We start from the raw sequence: 13,517 nt of genomic DNA, 5'->3' as shown, positions 1-13,517 counted from the left end.
TAAGTAATTGAGTGGCTCGCCTAAACCATTTCGGGACGTTTTGAGGCCTCGCGGATCGCCTTGTGCACGCTGCGCTGCAAATCCATGAAGGCCGGGGTTTCCATGACCTCTTCCCGGCGCGGGCGCTCGATGTCGACATTGAAGGTCTGCATGATGCGTCCTGGGCCGATCCCCATCACGATGATGCGGTCCGACAGGTAGACGGCTTCTTCCACATCATGGGTGACGAAGAGCACGGTGAGCCTGTGCTCCTCCCAGATCTGCGTCAGGAGTTCCTGCATCTGATGCCTGGTCAAGGCATCGAGCGCGCCAAAGGGCTCGTCCATCAGAAGCATTTTGGGTCGATAGGAAAGAGCACGCGCTATGGCCACCCGTTGCTTCATGCCGCCGGAAAGCTCAGACGGATAACGATTGGCGCTGTGCGGGAGCTTGACCAGATCGAGATGCTCGCGTGCTATCCTGCGGCAGGTCGCGCGATCATGACCCGCGGCCTTGAGCGCGAACTCGATATTCTGCTGCGCCGTCAGCCAGGGAAGCAGGGTGTAGGACTGGAAGACGACTCCGCGGTCGAGGCCCGGCTGCAGGATCGGCGCGCCATCGATGGCAAGATCTCCCGCGTCGAAATCCTGCAGTCCGGCAACGATCGACAGCAGCGTGCTCTTGCCGCAACCCGACGTGCCTACCAGCGAGACGAACTCGTTGTCGGCAAGATCGAGATTGATATCGCGCAGCACTTCCGTGCGCCGCGCGCCCGTGCCGAAGCTCTTGTAGAGACCTTTGATCCCCAATTTGGGCAAACTCATCGGCCCGGCCTCATTGCACGTGGCCCTCCTGCCGGAACAGCACTTTTCCCAGTGCCTTCATGACCTGGTCGGTAATGAGGCCAAGCACGCCCAGCAGCAGGATGTAGCCGATGATGGTGTTTGTCTGGAAATAGCGTTGGGACACGGTGATGCGGTAGCCGAGGCCTGATGTCGCCGCGACAAGTTCCGCCAACACCAGCCAGGTCCATGCCCAGCCGAGACTGATGCGCAACGTGTCCCAGATGCCTGGCAAGGCGCTGGGAACCACGATGCGCGTCAGGATCCTGCGATCCGACAGGCCGAGTGTCCTGCCAAGGCCGATGAAATCAGCGGGAACCCGCTTCACATTGTCCATGATCATCAGCACCTGCTGAAAGAAGGTGCCGATGAAGATGATCAGGAACTTCTGGGCATCGCCCGTCCCCGACCACAGGATGGAGAGGGGTACGAAAGCGACCACCGGCATGTAGCGGATGAAATCCACAAGCGGCTCGATCGCCGCTTCCCAAGTCCTGAAGCTGCCGATCAGCACGCCAATCGGAATCGCCAATGCCGAGGCGATGAGGAAGCCAACAGAAATACGGTATATCGAGGTCCTGAGATCCAGCCACAGCGTGCCGTCACCCGAGAGCTTGCCGAGCTGGCTCACCACGCTCCCCGGCGAGGGCAGGAAAATCGGCTTTACCAGCCCCAGCCCTGTTGCCGCCCACCAGGCGAGGCCGAGGCCGGCAAAAACCGCCACTGCTATCATCAGGAAGCGCGAGCGTGCGATGGGCGCGCCGATCCCGGAGGATCGGCGACGGCGCATCGGCTGTTTGATCACCGGCCCCGGCGCTGCGTGAGACGGGCTTGGCTTGGTCGCACGCTGCTCGGACATTTGCGTCACCACCGCGAGCCGGCCCTCGTCATTTCGCGGCCTTGACGAATGACGGGTCGATCATCTGCTCCGGCGTCACGTCCGCCTGAAGCAGCCCGGCGTTCTTGGCGGCTGCCTCGACATCGGCGAATGTCTTGGTGGAAAATTCGCCCGTCAGCGCATCCTTGTTTTCGGCGAGAGTATAGTATCGCACGCCATCAAAGGCGGTGTTGAGGTCTTCGACGCTCGAACCGACCGCCTTGGAGATGATCGCCCGGCCGTCGGGCGTGTCGGCATTGTAAGCCTTCAGGGCCGCATCCCAGGTCTTGATCATGGCAAGCACCTGGCCGGGACGCGACTTGATCACCTCATCGCGCACCACGAACACGTCACTGATCAGGCCAGGATCTTCGCCTGCGGTGAAGAGCAGCTTGACGTCCTTGTTCTGTGCCCTGGCCGCGGTGAGATAAGGCTCATAGGTAACCGCGACCGGGACCTGGCCAGCGATCAACGCGCTGCCGGCATCCGCCGCCGGCATTGGAACCGGCTGGACATCGGCGATGGACATGCCATTCTTGGCGAGCGCGTATTTGAGCAGGATGTCGCTCGTCGTGCCTTCCTCGAAAGCCACCTGTTTGCCCTTGAGGTCGGCGACGGAGGCGACGTCCTTGCCGGCGATCATGGCGTCTGCCGTCATGCTGACGTCGAGCAGAAGCACGATCTTCACCGGCAGGCCGGCCGCAACCATGCCCATAGCCGTGTGGGTCGCGATGTTGGCGGCATCGAGCTGGCCGCTCGCCAGGGCGGCGTTGATGTCCTTGTCCTCGGCGAAGTTCACGATCTGCACGTCGGACAGCCCGTTCGCCTTGAACAGACCCTTGGCTTCGGCGACGTGCCACTGGCCGTAGCCAAGCCATGGCTCGATGCCGATCTTGAATGTTCCTGCCTCAGGCGTCGCCGGAATTGTCGTGTCGGCCGCGTAGACCGCCGGGGCAAACCCGACGGCAGCAGCCATAACGAGTGCCCGAAATTGTCCTGCTAGGTTACGCATCATCTTGTTCCCCTTGATGATTAGGCCGCTTTTTTGAACCAAACATCCGGCCTGGTGAGAATGCGGGCTTCTGCTCTTGCGGCACCGTGCCTCGGCATCTTAGCTGTTCGTTCAACGAAAGTGCGACGACACTTCAACGTCAGCAACAGCGGATGTCAAGGCTAAATACATACATGCATATACAAGTTAGCCCCTCCTTCCGACTCTGATTCGCTTCACTGCGATCAGGTTTTTTTGGATGGAGAATATCGACTGCCAAGCGAGTAGCGGCTGCCAACGTAAGTCAGCTTGCTGATCGTGGCAACGACGGCGCCCGTCCATGTCCGGCGATGCAGAAACAGGCAGCAGCTGCCGGTATCGATGCCCAGATGCCGTGCCGTTTCGATATCGGCAGGGGTCGCTGAGATGATATGCTCGACCTCCGTCACCGGGGTTTTCTGCATGAGGTAGTCGTAGGTCGCTGTCTTGGAAAAATCCTGCTTGTCATAGTCGGGTATCAGGCCCGGGTTGACGAAGCGCTCTTCCAGTTGCACAGGCAGGTCGTTCTCGAAGTTGACGACGATGGAATGATAGACCGACACGCGCTTTGCAAACTCGAACGAAAGCGCGAGCTCCTTTGTCGGCATGATCTTTTCGAGGACGATAACCTCGGAGCGATGCCTGTTTCCCCGCGCGACAATTTCCGCCGCGATGTTGTTGATCTCGATCAGTGCGGATTGCGGTCGAGGTGGCGCGATGAATGTGCCGACGCCCTGGAGCCGGATCAGAAAACCCGCAGAGGTCAACTCCCGCAAGGCACGATGGACCGTCATCCGAGACACGCCGAGTGTCGCCACGAATTCATTTTCGGACGGCAGCTTGCGGTCCTTGCTCCATCGCCCCGTTCCGATGTTCGTCAGGATGTAGTCCTTGACCTTCTCGTAAAGAGGGCTGGCGGTGTCGGGCAAAGTGATCATTTCAAAAATCCTTTCCGGCAAGGTTCGGAAATCACACGCGCCCGGCAGACCGCATCCGGATGATTGTTTTCAAACCATCGCCCTGCCCCGCCAACAGCCGCTCATAGGCTGCGGGAACATCATCCAGGCCGATCTCGCGGTCGATCAGTTCGACCATGGGCTCGGTCAATTCGCCGAGCATCCGAATGGCGTCGGGAAGCTCATCGGCAAAGGCGTGGCATCCCAGCAATGCGATTTCGCGTTCAACCAGGATGTTGGGATCGATGTCGAGGCGGCCATGGAATATGCCGACCATCGCAACGGTGCCGCCGGCATCGAGAACGCCGAGCAACTGGCCGAGTGCTGCGACGCTGCCGGTTGCTTCGACGGCAGCGAGCAAGGGGGCATCCGCGGTGGCGGCGGCAATGGCGTCCCGGTTCAAGTCGACGATGCTGGCGCCGGTGATCCTCGCCACCCGGGCGCAGCGGCCCTGATTGCGGTCGGCGATGAGCACGGTACCTGCGAATGTCCGGGAAAGCAGCAGTGCGGCAAGCCCGCCGATAGTCCCGCAGCCGACGACAAGAACGGAGCCGGCCGTTTTCGGCAGACGCCGCACTGCGTGCAACGCTACAGCCAGCGGCTCGGCCATCGCCGCGACCCGTTCGTCAAGCACGGCATCGACGATGTGCAGGAGGCGTGCGGGCAGGACCGCCTGTTCGGCAAATCCGCCGTCGCATATCTCGCCGACGAAGCCCAGCGACGTGCAAAGATGCCGCTTGCCTGCATGGCATTGCGCGCATTCTCCACACCAGAAACGGGAATCGGCGACCACTCGGTCGCCAACACCGACGGTATCCACGCCCTCGCCGATGGCAATCACCGTGCCTGTCAGCTCATGGCCAGCCGTCGAAGGCGATCGGCTTATCCATTGGCCCGTGCGGAAGTTGTGGAGATCGGAACCGCAAATGCCTGCGGCATCGACCCTTAGCTTCACCCAGCCTGGTTCGGGAGCGCCTGGCGCGGCGATATCCTCGACGCGCAAGTCGCCGGGTCCATAGAGTCGCGCCGCCCTCATCGTCATCATTTCCGCTCAGCCGGCGAGATAGCGATCGCGGATCTCCGAAACCGCGTTCTCATGCGAGCTGAATCCTTCGTAGCGGGCGAGCCTGCGGGCATGCAGGGCGAGTTCCGGATAGGCCGCCGAGGTCACATAGCCGACCGACGATCTCTTGACGAAATCCGTCACGGAAAGCGGTCCAAAGGTTCGCGCCCACCGGCTGGTCGGCAGCACCGCATTGGGCCCGAGGACGAAGTTGGCGAGGGTCACCGGCGTATGCGGACCCATGAGGATCTCGGCGGCTTCCGTGATACGTCCGAGATGCGCAAATGGCTCCGTTGACAGAATCTCGAGGTGCTCCGGCGCATAGTCGTTGATGAACCGGTAGCTGTCCTCCAGCGACTCGGTCAGCACGATGCCGCCGCGCTTCCCAGTCAGCACCGCGCGTGAGAACTCCACACGCTGTTCGCTCATCCTGGACCAGTGTTCCGGTATCGCAATCAACGCGGCTTCGGCGACCTTGCGGCTGTGCGTCACCAGGTAGGCCGAGGAATCCGGCCCGTGCTCGGCCTCGATCAACAGGTCAAGAGCGGCCAGGCCGCCGTCGACGCTGTGATCGGCAAAAATGATCGCTTCGGAAGGACCGGCGGGGAGACCTGTGTTGATGATCGGGGACAACACGCTCTTTGCCGCCACCACCCAGGGGCTCCCCGGCCCGACGATCTTGACGGCAGGCTTCACGGTCTCGGTCCCATAGGCGACGGCGGCGACCGCATGGGCGCCGCCGCACTTGTACACGGTCTCCACGCCGGCGATGCGGGCAGCAACCAGCGTCGCGGCGTCGACGGAACCATCCGAAGTCGCAGGCGTCACGATCGCGATCTGGGGAACCCCGGCAATCACCGCCGGAACCGAGGTCATCATCGTCACCGAGGGAAAGGCGCCTTTGCCGCGCGGAACATAAAGCGCAACGGAAGCAATCGGTGTGTATCGGTCGCCCGCATAGGCGCCTGGCCGAACTTCCTTGAGCCACATTGTTTCCGGGCGCTGCTCCTCGTGGAAATGCCTTATGTTCTCGATGCCGAACCGGATACTCTCCACGACATCCTTCTCGACCTTGTCGAATGCCGCGTCGAACTCCGCTTCCGAAACTTTCAGTCCACCGTCGGCAACATCGGCTTTGTCGAGTTCGCGTGCAAACCGGAGCAGTGCCGCGTCACCTTCATCCTTGACGGCCTGGATGATTGGACGGACCTTTTCGATGAAGGAAGACAGATCTCCTTCGGCGCGTTTCAGTAAACTGGCCCGCTGATCGACACTGAGGGATGACAGGCGGTGGAAGCTGACGTCAGACATGGCGGCTCCTTTTCTTAGAACGCAATTACGATTAGCGCTTGTCGATCACTTCTGGGACACGTCTCCGGCCCCTGAAGCCTTCAAATCGATGCGAGAAAGCCTCCATCCACGGGAATGGACTGGCCGGTTATGTAGGCTGCCGCATCCGAAGCGAGGAACACCGCGATTCCGTGCAGGTCCGAGAGATCACCAAAACGGCGCTGCGGAATCTTGGCGAGCATCGATTGCTGCCATGCCTCGTTGCTGTAGAACACGTCTGTCATCGCTGTCCTGAAATAGCCAGGCGCAATGGCGTTGACCCGGATCCCGAGATCGGCCCACTCCGCTGCAAGCGCCCGCGTCATGCCGAGGAGGCCTGATTTCGACGAGCCGTACGGCACCGCCGTGGGGACCCCAACCTCGGAGGTCAGCGAGCAGAGATTGATAATGACGCCGGGCCGTCCGGCGTCTCTCATCTGCCGCGCGGCGGCTTGGGCGCAGAAGAAGGCGCCTTTGAGATTCGTAGCGACAATCCGGTCCCACAAGGCCTCGTCGACATCGAGTGAAGGCCGGACCTCTTCCACCCCCGCATTGTTGACGAGAATATCGAGACCTCCGAGCAGGCTGCCGGCCTCGGCAGTCGCCGCCCGGCAGCGGTCGACATCGGTGACATCCAGGGCGATGGCATGCGCGACCCCGCCGGCGGTGCGGATGGCGGCCATCGTCTTCTCGAGCGAGGCCACGCTGCGCGCCGTGACCGCGACGTCGGCGCCGGCCGCGCTGAGCGCCTCGGCGATGCTGCGCCCGATGCCACGGCTTGCGCCGGTTACAAGCGCCTTCCTGCCTGACAGATCGAAGAGAGATGCGTTGCGCATGTCATCCTCCTTGGTAATGTCGCGCTTGGACCGATCGCGTCGAGACTATCCGAATGCAGCTTATCTATACAAGCATGTACATCATGGCTGTAGTGCGCCATGCGGAACTTGTCAGAGCGGCAGCGCATTGGCCGACATCGGACCGGACTACGCGGTTCGCCCCAGCCCATCTGGAGTTCATCGGGAGGGATAGATGAAGCGCGCAGTAGACCACGACGCGATGAGCGTGGTTGGCTATACCACCCCCTGGAGTGCCAAAGCAGGCCAGCGGATCAAGCTCAGCCTGTCATGCGATCGGCCGATAAAGGCCACACGAATTTGCCGGCTCGACAAGCCGGCTCCGGAATTTCTCGCCTGGCCCATCGAAACGGTAGGTGAAGCACGGCGTCGGCATTTCGACCAAGGGTCGTTCCTGTTCGTGCGAGCCGGCGAACTGGCCAAAGTACAAGCCGTCCACGTCATACGTTTTGAGCTGTTCCTCACGCGCAACGAAGGTGCGCGCACGATCCTGGAGGCAGGCGCCCTCGGGCTGCGCCTCCGCGACGGCGCATTTGTCGTGAAAATCGGTGACGAAACCTTTGTCGAGAAGAAGGCGCCAACTGGTGTGTGGCTCACCGTCGAGTTGGACCTGCGGCAGGAACAATCGCGTCTGCGCATCAAATCCCACGACCGTCTCGCGCCTTACGAACTCCATGAAGGTTTTGGCGGCCCGGCGCGGAACCTCCAGGCGCACGGCATCCATTTCGGCGCAAGTGCCACCAACCACGAACCTACCCTCAACGCGAAATTTGCTGCGATCCGGCTCGACACCCCACACGGGACCATTGCCTGGGATTTCCCGACGCTGTTACCAACGCAGCCGATCCTGTCGTCGGGCGGAGCAGATCCGTTGCTCCTCGACGTGATCAATCAGCCAGCCTTCTGCGTGACTTCGGCACGCTGGGACGGATCGAGCTTCGAGCCTCGCTTGGTGCCGTCGCACTACGACGCTATCCATTGCCACGACGACGATATCGGCCCGCTTGAGTGGCCGGCATCGCACCGCGCGACGATCCCTGAAAACGCACACCCAGGCGTCTACGCGTTCCAGGTCGAATGGGAGGGTGGCTACGAACGCGTGGTGTTCTTCGTCACCTCTTCACAGGTTTCGTCGCCGCTGTTGTATCTCGTGCCGACGGCGACCTATCTCGCTTACGCGGACGAATGTCTCCCGGATCATCTTTATGAATGGAAAGGCGACGACCGCGGACATCGCTTCGCGATCGCCAACAATCTGAAATCCCCTTACGACTACCATTCCGACCTTAGCGGTGTTTCCATTTGCTCCTACAAAAAGCCGAAAGTGACGCTCAGGGACGATTACGATTATCCGCTCTGCGGCTGCCCACACAATTTGCCGGTCGATCTGCATTTCCTCCGATTCTGCCACGACAATGGAATCGTGTTTGACGTCATGACCGATCACGATTTGCACGAATGCGGCATAGACGGTTTGCGTCGACATCAAGCCGTCGTCACCGGCAGTCATCCCGAATATATGTCGATCGAGATGGAGCAGGCGCTGCGGCAGTTTGTAGCCGAAGGCGGCAGCATCGCCTATCTCGGCGGAAACGGCTTTGCTGCCACTGTGGCTTTCAAGGACGATCTGATGGAGTTGCGGCGCTCGCCGCTGGAGGCCGGCCGCACCTGGGACGGCCCGGTCGCCGAACAGGCGCTGTCGATCACCAACGAACCAGGCGGCTATCTCCGTTGCCGCGGCCGAGGCGAATTCACGCTGATCGGTGGCGCGATCTCATTGATGGGTTTCGATGGCGCACGCCCCTTCACGCGCACTGAGGAAAGCCATGAAGCAGGATGCGCATGGCTGTTCGAAGGCGTTGAAAATGCGACCTTCGGCACCGACGGCATGGTGCTGGGCGGTGCCGCGGGCTACGAAGTGGATGCGACGGACCCAGCCCTCGGCACTCCCGGTGACACCGTCGTGATCGCGCGTGCGACGGGATTTCCCGACAGCTTCTTCCAGGATCCGACGCGCTGGTATGAGGGCGGGGATACGCAACGCATCGCCCGCCGCTGCGCCGAAATGACCCTGCGAAAGCTCGCAGCAGGCGGCTTGATCTTTTCCGCAAGCTCGGTTGCCTGGTGCGGCGCGCTGCCAGCCGCAGGCGCCATGAACGATGTCGGCAGGATCACGCTCAATCTGCTTACCCGCCTCGGCGCCACGAAAGGAGAACCCGGCCGAGAAAAATCGATAACCTGATTGGCGCCGTTACGGAAAGACCCGTATCCGGTTTTGGGAATCAAATCAGTCGGCGTGCACCGGCTTCGTCTCACATGCCTCTCGCCATCTGGCGGACGGCAGTTGCCTCAGCCGCAACCTTCAGGTGCGCTGCTTTGACAAACGGCGCTGAACCAGAATTTGGCGCGGCATCAACGACACCCTCGCCGACCAGGCAAGGAAGCTCGGTATTCCTTCTTCGGCGGCGCGCAAGCGTTGTCGGACTATCCCGCAACGAATTGTCGGAACTGACCGGTCTGGCCCGTCCTTGGGTCTCACCAGGGCAAGGAAGAAGCGATGAGAGACCTGATCTTGAAGATGTCCATATCGATCGACGGCTTCGTGAGTGACCTGGATGGCCGAAACAGATGGATGTTCGGCGCCGATCAAGAGGCGAAGGCCTGGGGCGTAGAGTTCATATGGAACTCGAGCCTGCACATCATGGGCAGCCGCAGCTTCCGTGACATGGCCGCCTGGTCGCCGACCTCCTGCGAGCAGTTCGCGGCGCCGATGAACCAGATCCTCAAGGCCGTCTTCTCACGACGGGGACCGGAGATCCTGAGCGAGGTGAGCAAGTCGGCGGCGCTCGATGAGGCTCGCGCCGTCAACGCGGGAACCGGACAGCCGGCGAAGTTGCAGCCCGGTGGTGAAAGTTGGGCGGAGGCCTATGTGGCGAGCGGTGACTTGGCGGAGGAAGTCGCGAAGTTGAAAGCCCAAGAGGGCAAGCCGATCATCGCCCACGCCGGAGTGAGCTTCGCCCGCAGTCTCGTCGCCCAAGGACTGGTCGACCAGCTCGCCCTGATGGTGGCCCCCGTGGCGCTGGGCAAAGGCCTACCGCTGTTCTCCGAACTCGCCGCGCCGATGTCTCTCAAGCTGGTGAGCTCGAAAGCCTTCCCGGGGGGCGCGGTGGCGCAGATTTACCGGCCAACGTGACACGTCAGAGAATGTGTGCAGCCAACGAACCGACGAAGTGAGGGCGAGGTATAAATGAATGCGATCCCATCGGATCGTCGTCGATCGATAGGAGCCTGTGCATGGCGAAGCTTGTGTTCGGAATGATGCAGTCGCTCGACGGCTATGTCGCTGGCGCCGAGGGCGGGCCCGGGCTGCCGATGCCCGGAGAGGCGCTCCATCGCCACTTCAACGCCCATGTGCGCGGGATCGCCGGCAGCCTCTACGGCCGGCGCATGTACGAGGTAATGCGCTATTGGGACGAGGATCAGCCGGGACAGGACCAGGTCGGGCGCGACTTTGCGGCGGCCTGGCGGGCGCAGCCGAAATGGGTCGTCTCTCGCACCCTGAAGTCGGTCGGGCCGAACGCGACGCTGGTGGACGACGATCTCAAAGGGTTCGTTAGGGCGCTTAAAGCCGAACACGAGGGCGAGATCGAAGTCGCCGGACCGGAGCTTGCGGGTAGTCTGACCGAGCTTGGCCTTATCGATGAGTACCGGCTCTACTTCCGTCCCATCGTGCTTGGTCGCGGCAAGCCATTCTTCGCCGGCCCGCGGCCGCCGCTGCGTCTCGTGGCCAGCGACCGGGTTGGCGAGGACGCCATCAGGGTGACGTACGTTCCCGCCTGATCACAACCCATCCGATACCCTAACGTCCGTCGGACCGAATTGAGTTCATTCCCACTCGATCGTTTTGAGCCATGGTAACGCGTTGACGCGGCAGCACAAACTTTTCTGCACGCCCTAAAGAACCGACTCTGCGATCCGTCAGAAATCTGCGTTCTTGATTTCAAAAGGGAATTTCGGCGATTCGGTTTCGGCGACTATCGACAACAATCGGTCGATTTTCGACAGCCGCGCCGCAACAAGCCGCGACCCACTGGGGACCAAAAAAGGACCGTCAAACACGGCCGTACGGTCCGCACGGTAGCGCCCGGCATTCGCTCGTCGCCGTGGCGTGCCTCACTTGCCGTATGACGCAAGGAACACCCGTACGCCGGCCGCGGCGTGCCGTCGAAGCTTCGCCGGTTTCGGAATCGACTCGTCACCCAACAGCATGGCCCTGTTCAATGGCTCGCCCATAATCAACCAATTGAACTGGGAAGCGGCGACGGCCGGATCATCGATCGCAAGCAGGCCGCGATCAGCCAAGCGCTCGAACAACACTGCCATCGCCGCAATTGCGCGCCCGGGTCCGCCATCGAAGAGCGCCTTTGCCAGTTCTGGGAAGCGGCCGACCTCGCCGATCACCAGACGGCGCAGCTGCATGACACGCGGCGTGAGCACCACGGTAAGCTGTCGGTACGCATAGCGCTGAAGATATTCGGCAACATCCTCGCCCTCAGCGAGGTCCGGCATTTCACTGTGGACCCGATCGCTGGCTCGATTGGTCACGCTGCTTACGATCTCCACGAACAGCGTCTCCTTGCCTGGAAAATTTTTATAGACGGTCTGCTTCGACACCGCCGCAAGCGCTGCGATCTCATCCATACTGGTGGCCAGATAGCCTTTTTGCAGAAACACCTCTGTCGCCGCATCGAGGATGGCCCGCCGCTTTTGTGCCGATCGGCCCTGCTCGTCGAGTTCTTGTGAAACACCTGCTGAGGGCGTCCTGGTCATGCCTCTGGCGCCTGCGCTGCTAATTGACTCATAGTACTGGACCGTCTAGTTTGATTTGAGCCGGGATGCAATGGGGAGAGATCGACAATGCACATCCAGTTCGCGGAGCTTCCGGTGTTCGACCAGGAACGCGCCAAGGCGTTCTACATCGATCACCTGAACTGCCGCGTCGTCGCCGATCAGCCAATGGGCAATGATGGGTGGCGATGGATCGAACTCGGATTTCCAGGTGCCGAAACCACCCTCCACTTCCTAAGGCGCAAGGACGAAACACCATCTGAGGAGCCCGTCCTCGTGCTGGTTGACAACGAAATCGAAGTCACCGTTCAGAGACTCAAATCGCGAGGCGCCGAGATCATAGCAGAACCGCGCCCTGCGCCATGGCAACCGGGGCGCTCGATCGCGGAATTTCGGGACAGCGAGGGCAATCGCATGATGATCACCAGCAGATGACGCACTCACCTATCATGACCGCAACTTGCTCTTGCGGTGGCGTCGAACTCAAAGCCTTTGGCAGGCCGATCGTGAGCAGTGCCTGCTACTGCGACGACTGCCGGAAGGGAGCTGATCAGATCGAAGCTTTGCCAGGTGCTGGCGCCATACGCGATCCCGATGGCGGCACCGCATACATCCTCTATCGAAAGGACCGCATCGAGTGCTCCAAGGGGGCCGAATTGCTGAGGGGTTACAAGCTTAAGGAAACTTCAGCCACGAATAGGGTCATCGCCATGTGCTGCAATTCAGCGATGTTAATGAACTTCGATAGAGGTCCGCATTGGGTCTCGGCATACAGAGCGCGGTTTCACGGAGAACTCCCGCCACTGCAGCTGCGGATTTGCACTAAGTTCAAGTCGGACAGCGATGTCATTCCTGACGACGTGCCGAGCCACCGGGGTTATCCTCTAGGGTTCGTCGTTAAACTTTTGGCATCGCGCGTGGCGATGTTGCTAGGTCGATAAACCGGCCGCCAGCCTGCGCGATAAGACATTCAGATAGGTGCGCAAATCGGATACAGCCTTGCCGCTCAGGGTTCAGGCCTGAACGAATTTCTGTAGGCGATCCGCCACGATCAGCCCTGCCCGGCTGTTCAAGTGCACGCCGTCGGTGTGAAATAGCCAGCCATTTACGCGGGCGACATCATCCGGACGCTGCCGCAGCACCAGTACGCGAAAAGCATCGCGATAGAATGGAAGAAAGTTGAACGCCGTGTAGGCCCGGCCAGGCGAGGCGCGAACCGCCTCGGTGAGCGCCTCATGGAGCGGGACATAGCCGCAGCGTTCCTCGTGCGCGATGGCCGCCACGATCGCAGAATATTCCTTGATCCGCCGGTTGAGCTCGCTCTGGAACGGGTCGTCCGAATCCGGCGCTTCTCCTATCGGAGGGAGCGAGCAAAGGCCGATGTCCGCCGCCGTCTCGCGCTTCAGCCTGCGTGCTATCTCGGCCAGATTCTCGTGGAACCAATCGGGCGAAGGCGTGCGGGGCAGACGCTTCCAAAACGTAAAGAATCGCCGCACTTTGCGTGACACGAGCGTGAGAACATCATTCCCGCCGACCCAGACGATGACCTTGTCGGGACGACAGGCGAGCACATCCGGCAACCGCTGCAGCGCGTTGTAGGCCAAGTCGCCGCCGACGCCAAAATTCCGGAACTCAAATTGCCCGTTGCCCGGCCGCCGGCGGAGCTCCGCGATCCAATCGAATGCCTGGCCCTTGCCCGCCGTGCTGCTCGATCCGAGGCACGCCACGATTTTTCGTTG

The 13,517-nt window shown here is 61.2% G+C and carries 14 protein-coding genes; 5 read left to right on the top strand and 9 right to left on the bottom strand.

Annotated features, from left to right (window positions below):
• Positions 1-20: 20 nt before the first annotated feature.
• The 7 genes from NKH16_RS06125 to NKH16_RS06095 form a co-directional block, all read right to left on the bottom strand.
• Positions 21-803, bottom strand: a complete 783-nt coding sequence (locus NKH16_RS06125) for an ABC transporter ATP-binding protein (protein WP_352874815.1) — start codon at positions 801-803, stop codon at positions 21-23.
• Positions 804-813: 10 nt separating this feature from the next.
• Complete coding sequence (locus tag NKH16_RS06120; protein ID WP_352898812.1) at positions 814-1,611, bottom strand: ABC transporter permease; 798 nt, start codon at positions 1,609-1,611, stop codon at positions 814-816.
• Positions 1,612-1,708: 97 nt separating this feature from the next.
• On the bottom strand, positions 1,709-2,710 hold the full coding sequence (locus NKH16_RS06115; RefSeq protein WP_352615287.1) for an ABC transporter substrate-binding protein: 1,002 nt from the start codon (positions 2,708-2,710) through the stop codon (positions 1,709-1,711).
• Positions 2,711-2,934: 224 nt separating this feature from the next.
• Positions 2,935-3,666: a histidine utilization transcriptional repressor HutC gene (gene hutC / locus NKH16_RS06110; protein ID WP_352898696.1), complete on the bottom strand. Its 732-nt coding sequence runs from the start codon at positions 3,664-3,666 to the stop codon at positions 2,935-2,937.
• Positions 3,667-3,697: 31 nt separating this feature from the next.
• The gene (locus tag NKH16_RS06105; RefSeq protein ID WP_352874817.1) at positions 3,698-4,720 is read right to left on the bottom strand and encodes a zinc-dependent alcohol dehydrogenase; all 1,023 of its coding nucleotides are present in this window, start codon (positions 4,718-4,720) and stop codon (positions 3,698-3,700) included.
• A gap of 15 nt (positions 4,721-4,735) precedes the next feature.
• Complete coding sequence (hisD, locus tag NKH16_RS06100) at positions 4,736-6,058, bottom strand: histidinol dehydrogenase (protein WP_352748044.1); 1,323 nt, start codon at positions 6,056-6,058, stop codon at positions 4,736-4,738.
• A gap of 80 nt (positions 6,059-6,138) precedes the next feature.
• Positions 6,139-6,912, bottom strand: a complete 774-nt coding sequence (locus NKH16_RS06095; RefSeq protein WP_352898693.1) for an SDR family NAD(P)-dependent oxidoreductase — start codon at positions 6,910-6,912, stop codon at positions 6,139-6,141.
• 193 nt (positions 6,913-7,105) lie between these two features.
• On the opposite strand from NKH16_RS06095, the gene NKH16_RS06090 reads away from it, so the two are divergent.
• The 3 genes from NKH16_RS06090 (at position 7,106) to NKH16_RS06080 (ending at position 10,770) form a co-directional block, all read left to right on the top strand.
• The gene (locus NKH16_RS06090; RefSeq protein ID WP_352898690.1) at positions 7,106-9,172 is read left to right on the top strand and encodes a N,N-dimethylformamidase beta subunit family domain-containing protein; all 2,067 of its coding nucleotides are present in this window, start codon (positions 7,106-7,108) and stop codon (positions 9,170-9,172) included.
• Between the two features lie 315 nt (positions 9,173-9,487).
• Positions 9,488-10,123, top strand: a complete 636-nt coding sequence (locus tag NKH16_RS06085; RefSeq protein ID WP_352874821.1) for a dihydrofolate reductase family protein — start codon at positions 9,488-9,490, stop codon at positions 10,121-10,123.
• Between the two features lie 101 nt (positions 10,124-10,224).
• Positions 10,225-10,770 (top strand): dihydrofolate reductase family protein, encoded by a 546-nt coding sequence (locus tag NKH16_RS06080; RefSeq protein ID WP_352874823.1) that lies wholly within the window; start codon positions 10,225-10,227, stop codon positions 10,768-10,770.
• Between the two features lie 333 nt (positions 10,771-11,103).
• Here the strand turns inward: NKH16_RS06080 and NKH16_RS06075 are convergent, their stop codons facing one another.
• The gene (locus NKH16_RS06075) at positions 11,104-11,760 is read right to left on the bottom strand and encodes a TetR/AcrR family transcriptional regulator (protein WP_352450997.1); all 657 of its coding nucleotides are present in this window, start codon (positions 11,758-11,760) and stop codon (positions 11,104-11,106) included.
• Between the two features lie 87 nt (positions 11,761-11,847).
• Here NKH16_RS06075 and NKH16_RS06070 point away from each other — a divergent pair, with 87 nt between their 5' ends.
• Together NKH16_RS06070 and NKH16_RS34995 are read left to right on the top strand one after the other, a co-directional pair.
• A complete protein-coding gene (locus tag NKH16_RS06070) occupies positions 11,848-12,213 on the top strand; it encodes a VOC family protein (RefSeq protein ID WP_352833573.1) in 366 nt (121 codons plus the stop codon).
• Positions 12,141-12,719 carry a GFA family protein gene (locus NKH16_RS34995; RefSeq protein ID WP_502904486.1) on the top strand — a complete coding sequence of 193 codons (579 nt, stop codon included), beginning with the start codon at positions 12,141-12,143 and terminating at the stop codon, positions 12,717-12,719. The genes NKH16_RS06070 and NKH16_RS34995 overlap by 73 nt, the downstream gene beginning before the upstream one ends.
• Before the next feature lie 72 nt (positions 12,720-12,791).
• Here the strand turns inward: NKH16_RS34995 and NKH16_RS06065 are convergent, their stop codons facing one another.
• Positions 12,792-13,505, bottom strand: a complete 714-nt coding sequence (locus NKH16_RS06065) for an SGNH/GDSL hydrolase family protein (protein ID WP_352874827.1) — start codon at positions 13,503-13,505, stop codon at positions 12,792-12,794.
• Positions 13,506-13,517 lie beyond the last annotated feature (12 nt).

Source organism: Mesorhizobium sp. M1307, assembly GCF_040318155.1.
Taxonomy (GTDB): Bacteria; Pseudomonadota; Alphaproteobacteria; order Rhizobiales; family Rhizobiaceae; genus Mesorhizobium.
The sequence above is the reverse complement of the archived record's forward strand: the minus strand, read 5'-3'. Positions and strand labels throughout refer to the sequence as shown.

Excerpts from the sequence above, each read along its gene's own strand:
- NKH16_RS06075 (WP_352450997.1), bottom strand. The coding sequence starts at position 11,760 with ATGACCAGGACGCCCTCAGCAGGTGTTTCACAAGAACTCGACGAGCAG.
- NKH16_RS06095 (WP_352898693.1), bottom strand. The coding sequence starts at position 6,912 with ATGCGCAACGCATCTCTCTTCGATCTGTCAGGCAGGAAGGCGCTTGTA.
- NKH16_RS06070 (WP_352833573.1), top strand. The coding sequence starts at position 11,848 with ATGCACATCCAGTTCGCGGAGCTTCCGGTGTTCGACCAGGAACGCGCC.
- NKH16_RS06120 (WP_352898812.1), bottom strand. The coding sequence starts at position 1,611 with ATGCGCCGTCGCCGATCCTCCGGGATCGGCGCGCCCATCGCACGCTCG.
- NKH16_RS34995 (WP_502904486.1), top strand. The coding sequence starts at position 12,141 with ATGGCAACCGGGGCGCTCGATCGCGGAATTTCGGGACAGCGAGGGCAA.
- NKH16_RS06115 (WP_352615287.1), bottom strand. The coding sequence starts at position 2,710 with ATGCGTAACCTAGCAGGACAATTTCGGGCACTCGTTATGGCTGCTGCC.
- hisD (WP_352748044.1), bottom strand. The coding sequence starts at position 6,058 with ATGTCTGACGTCAGCTTCCACCGCCTGTCATCCCTCAGTGTCGATCAG.
- NKH16_RS06105 (WP_352874817.1), bottom strand. The coding sequence starts at position 4,720 with ATGAGGGCGGCGCGACTCTATGGACCCGGCGACTTGCGCGTCGAGGAT.
- NKH16_RS06090 (WP_352898690.1), top strand. The coding sequence starts at position 7,106 with ATGAAGCGCGCAGTAGACCACGACGCGATGAGCGTGGTTGGCTATACC.
- hutC (WP_352898696.1), bottom strand. The coding sequence starts at position 3,666 with ATGATCACTTTGCCCGACACCGCCAGCCCTCTTTACGAGAAGGTCAAG.
- NKH16_RS06080 (WP_352874823.1), top strand. The coding sequence starts at position 10,225 with ATGGCGAAGCTTGTGTTCGGAATGATGCAGTCGCTCGACGGCTATGTC.
- NKH16_RS06125 (WP_352874815.1), bottom strand. The coding sequence starts at position 803 with ATGAGTTTGCCCAAATTGGGGATCAAAGGTCTCTACAAGAGCTTCGGC.
- NKH16_RS06085 (WP_352874821.1), top strand. The coding sequence starts at position 9,488 with ATGAGAGACCTGATCTTGAAGATGTCCATATCGATCGACGGCTTCGTG.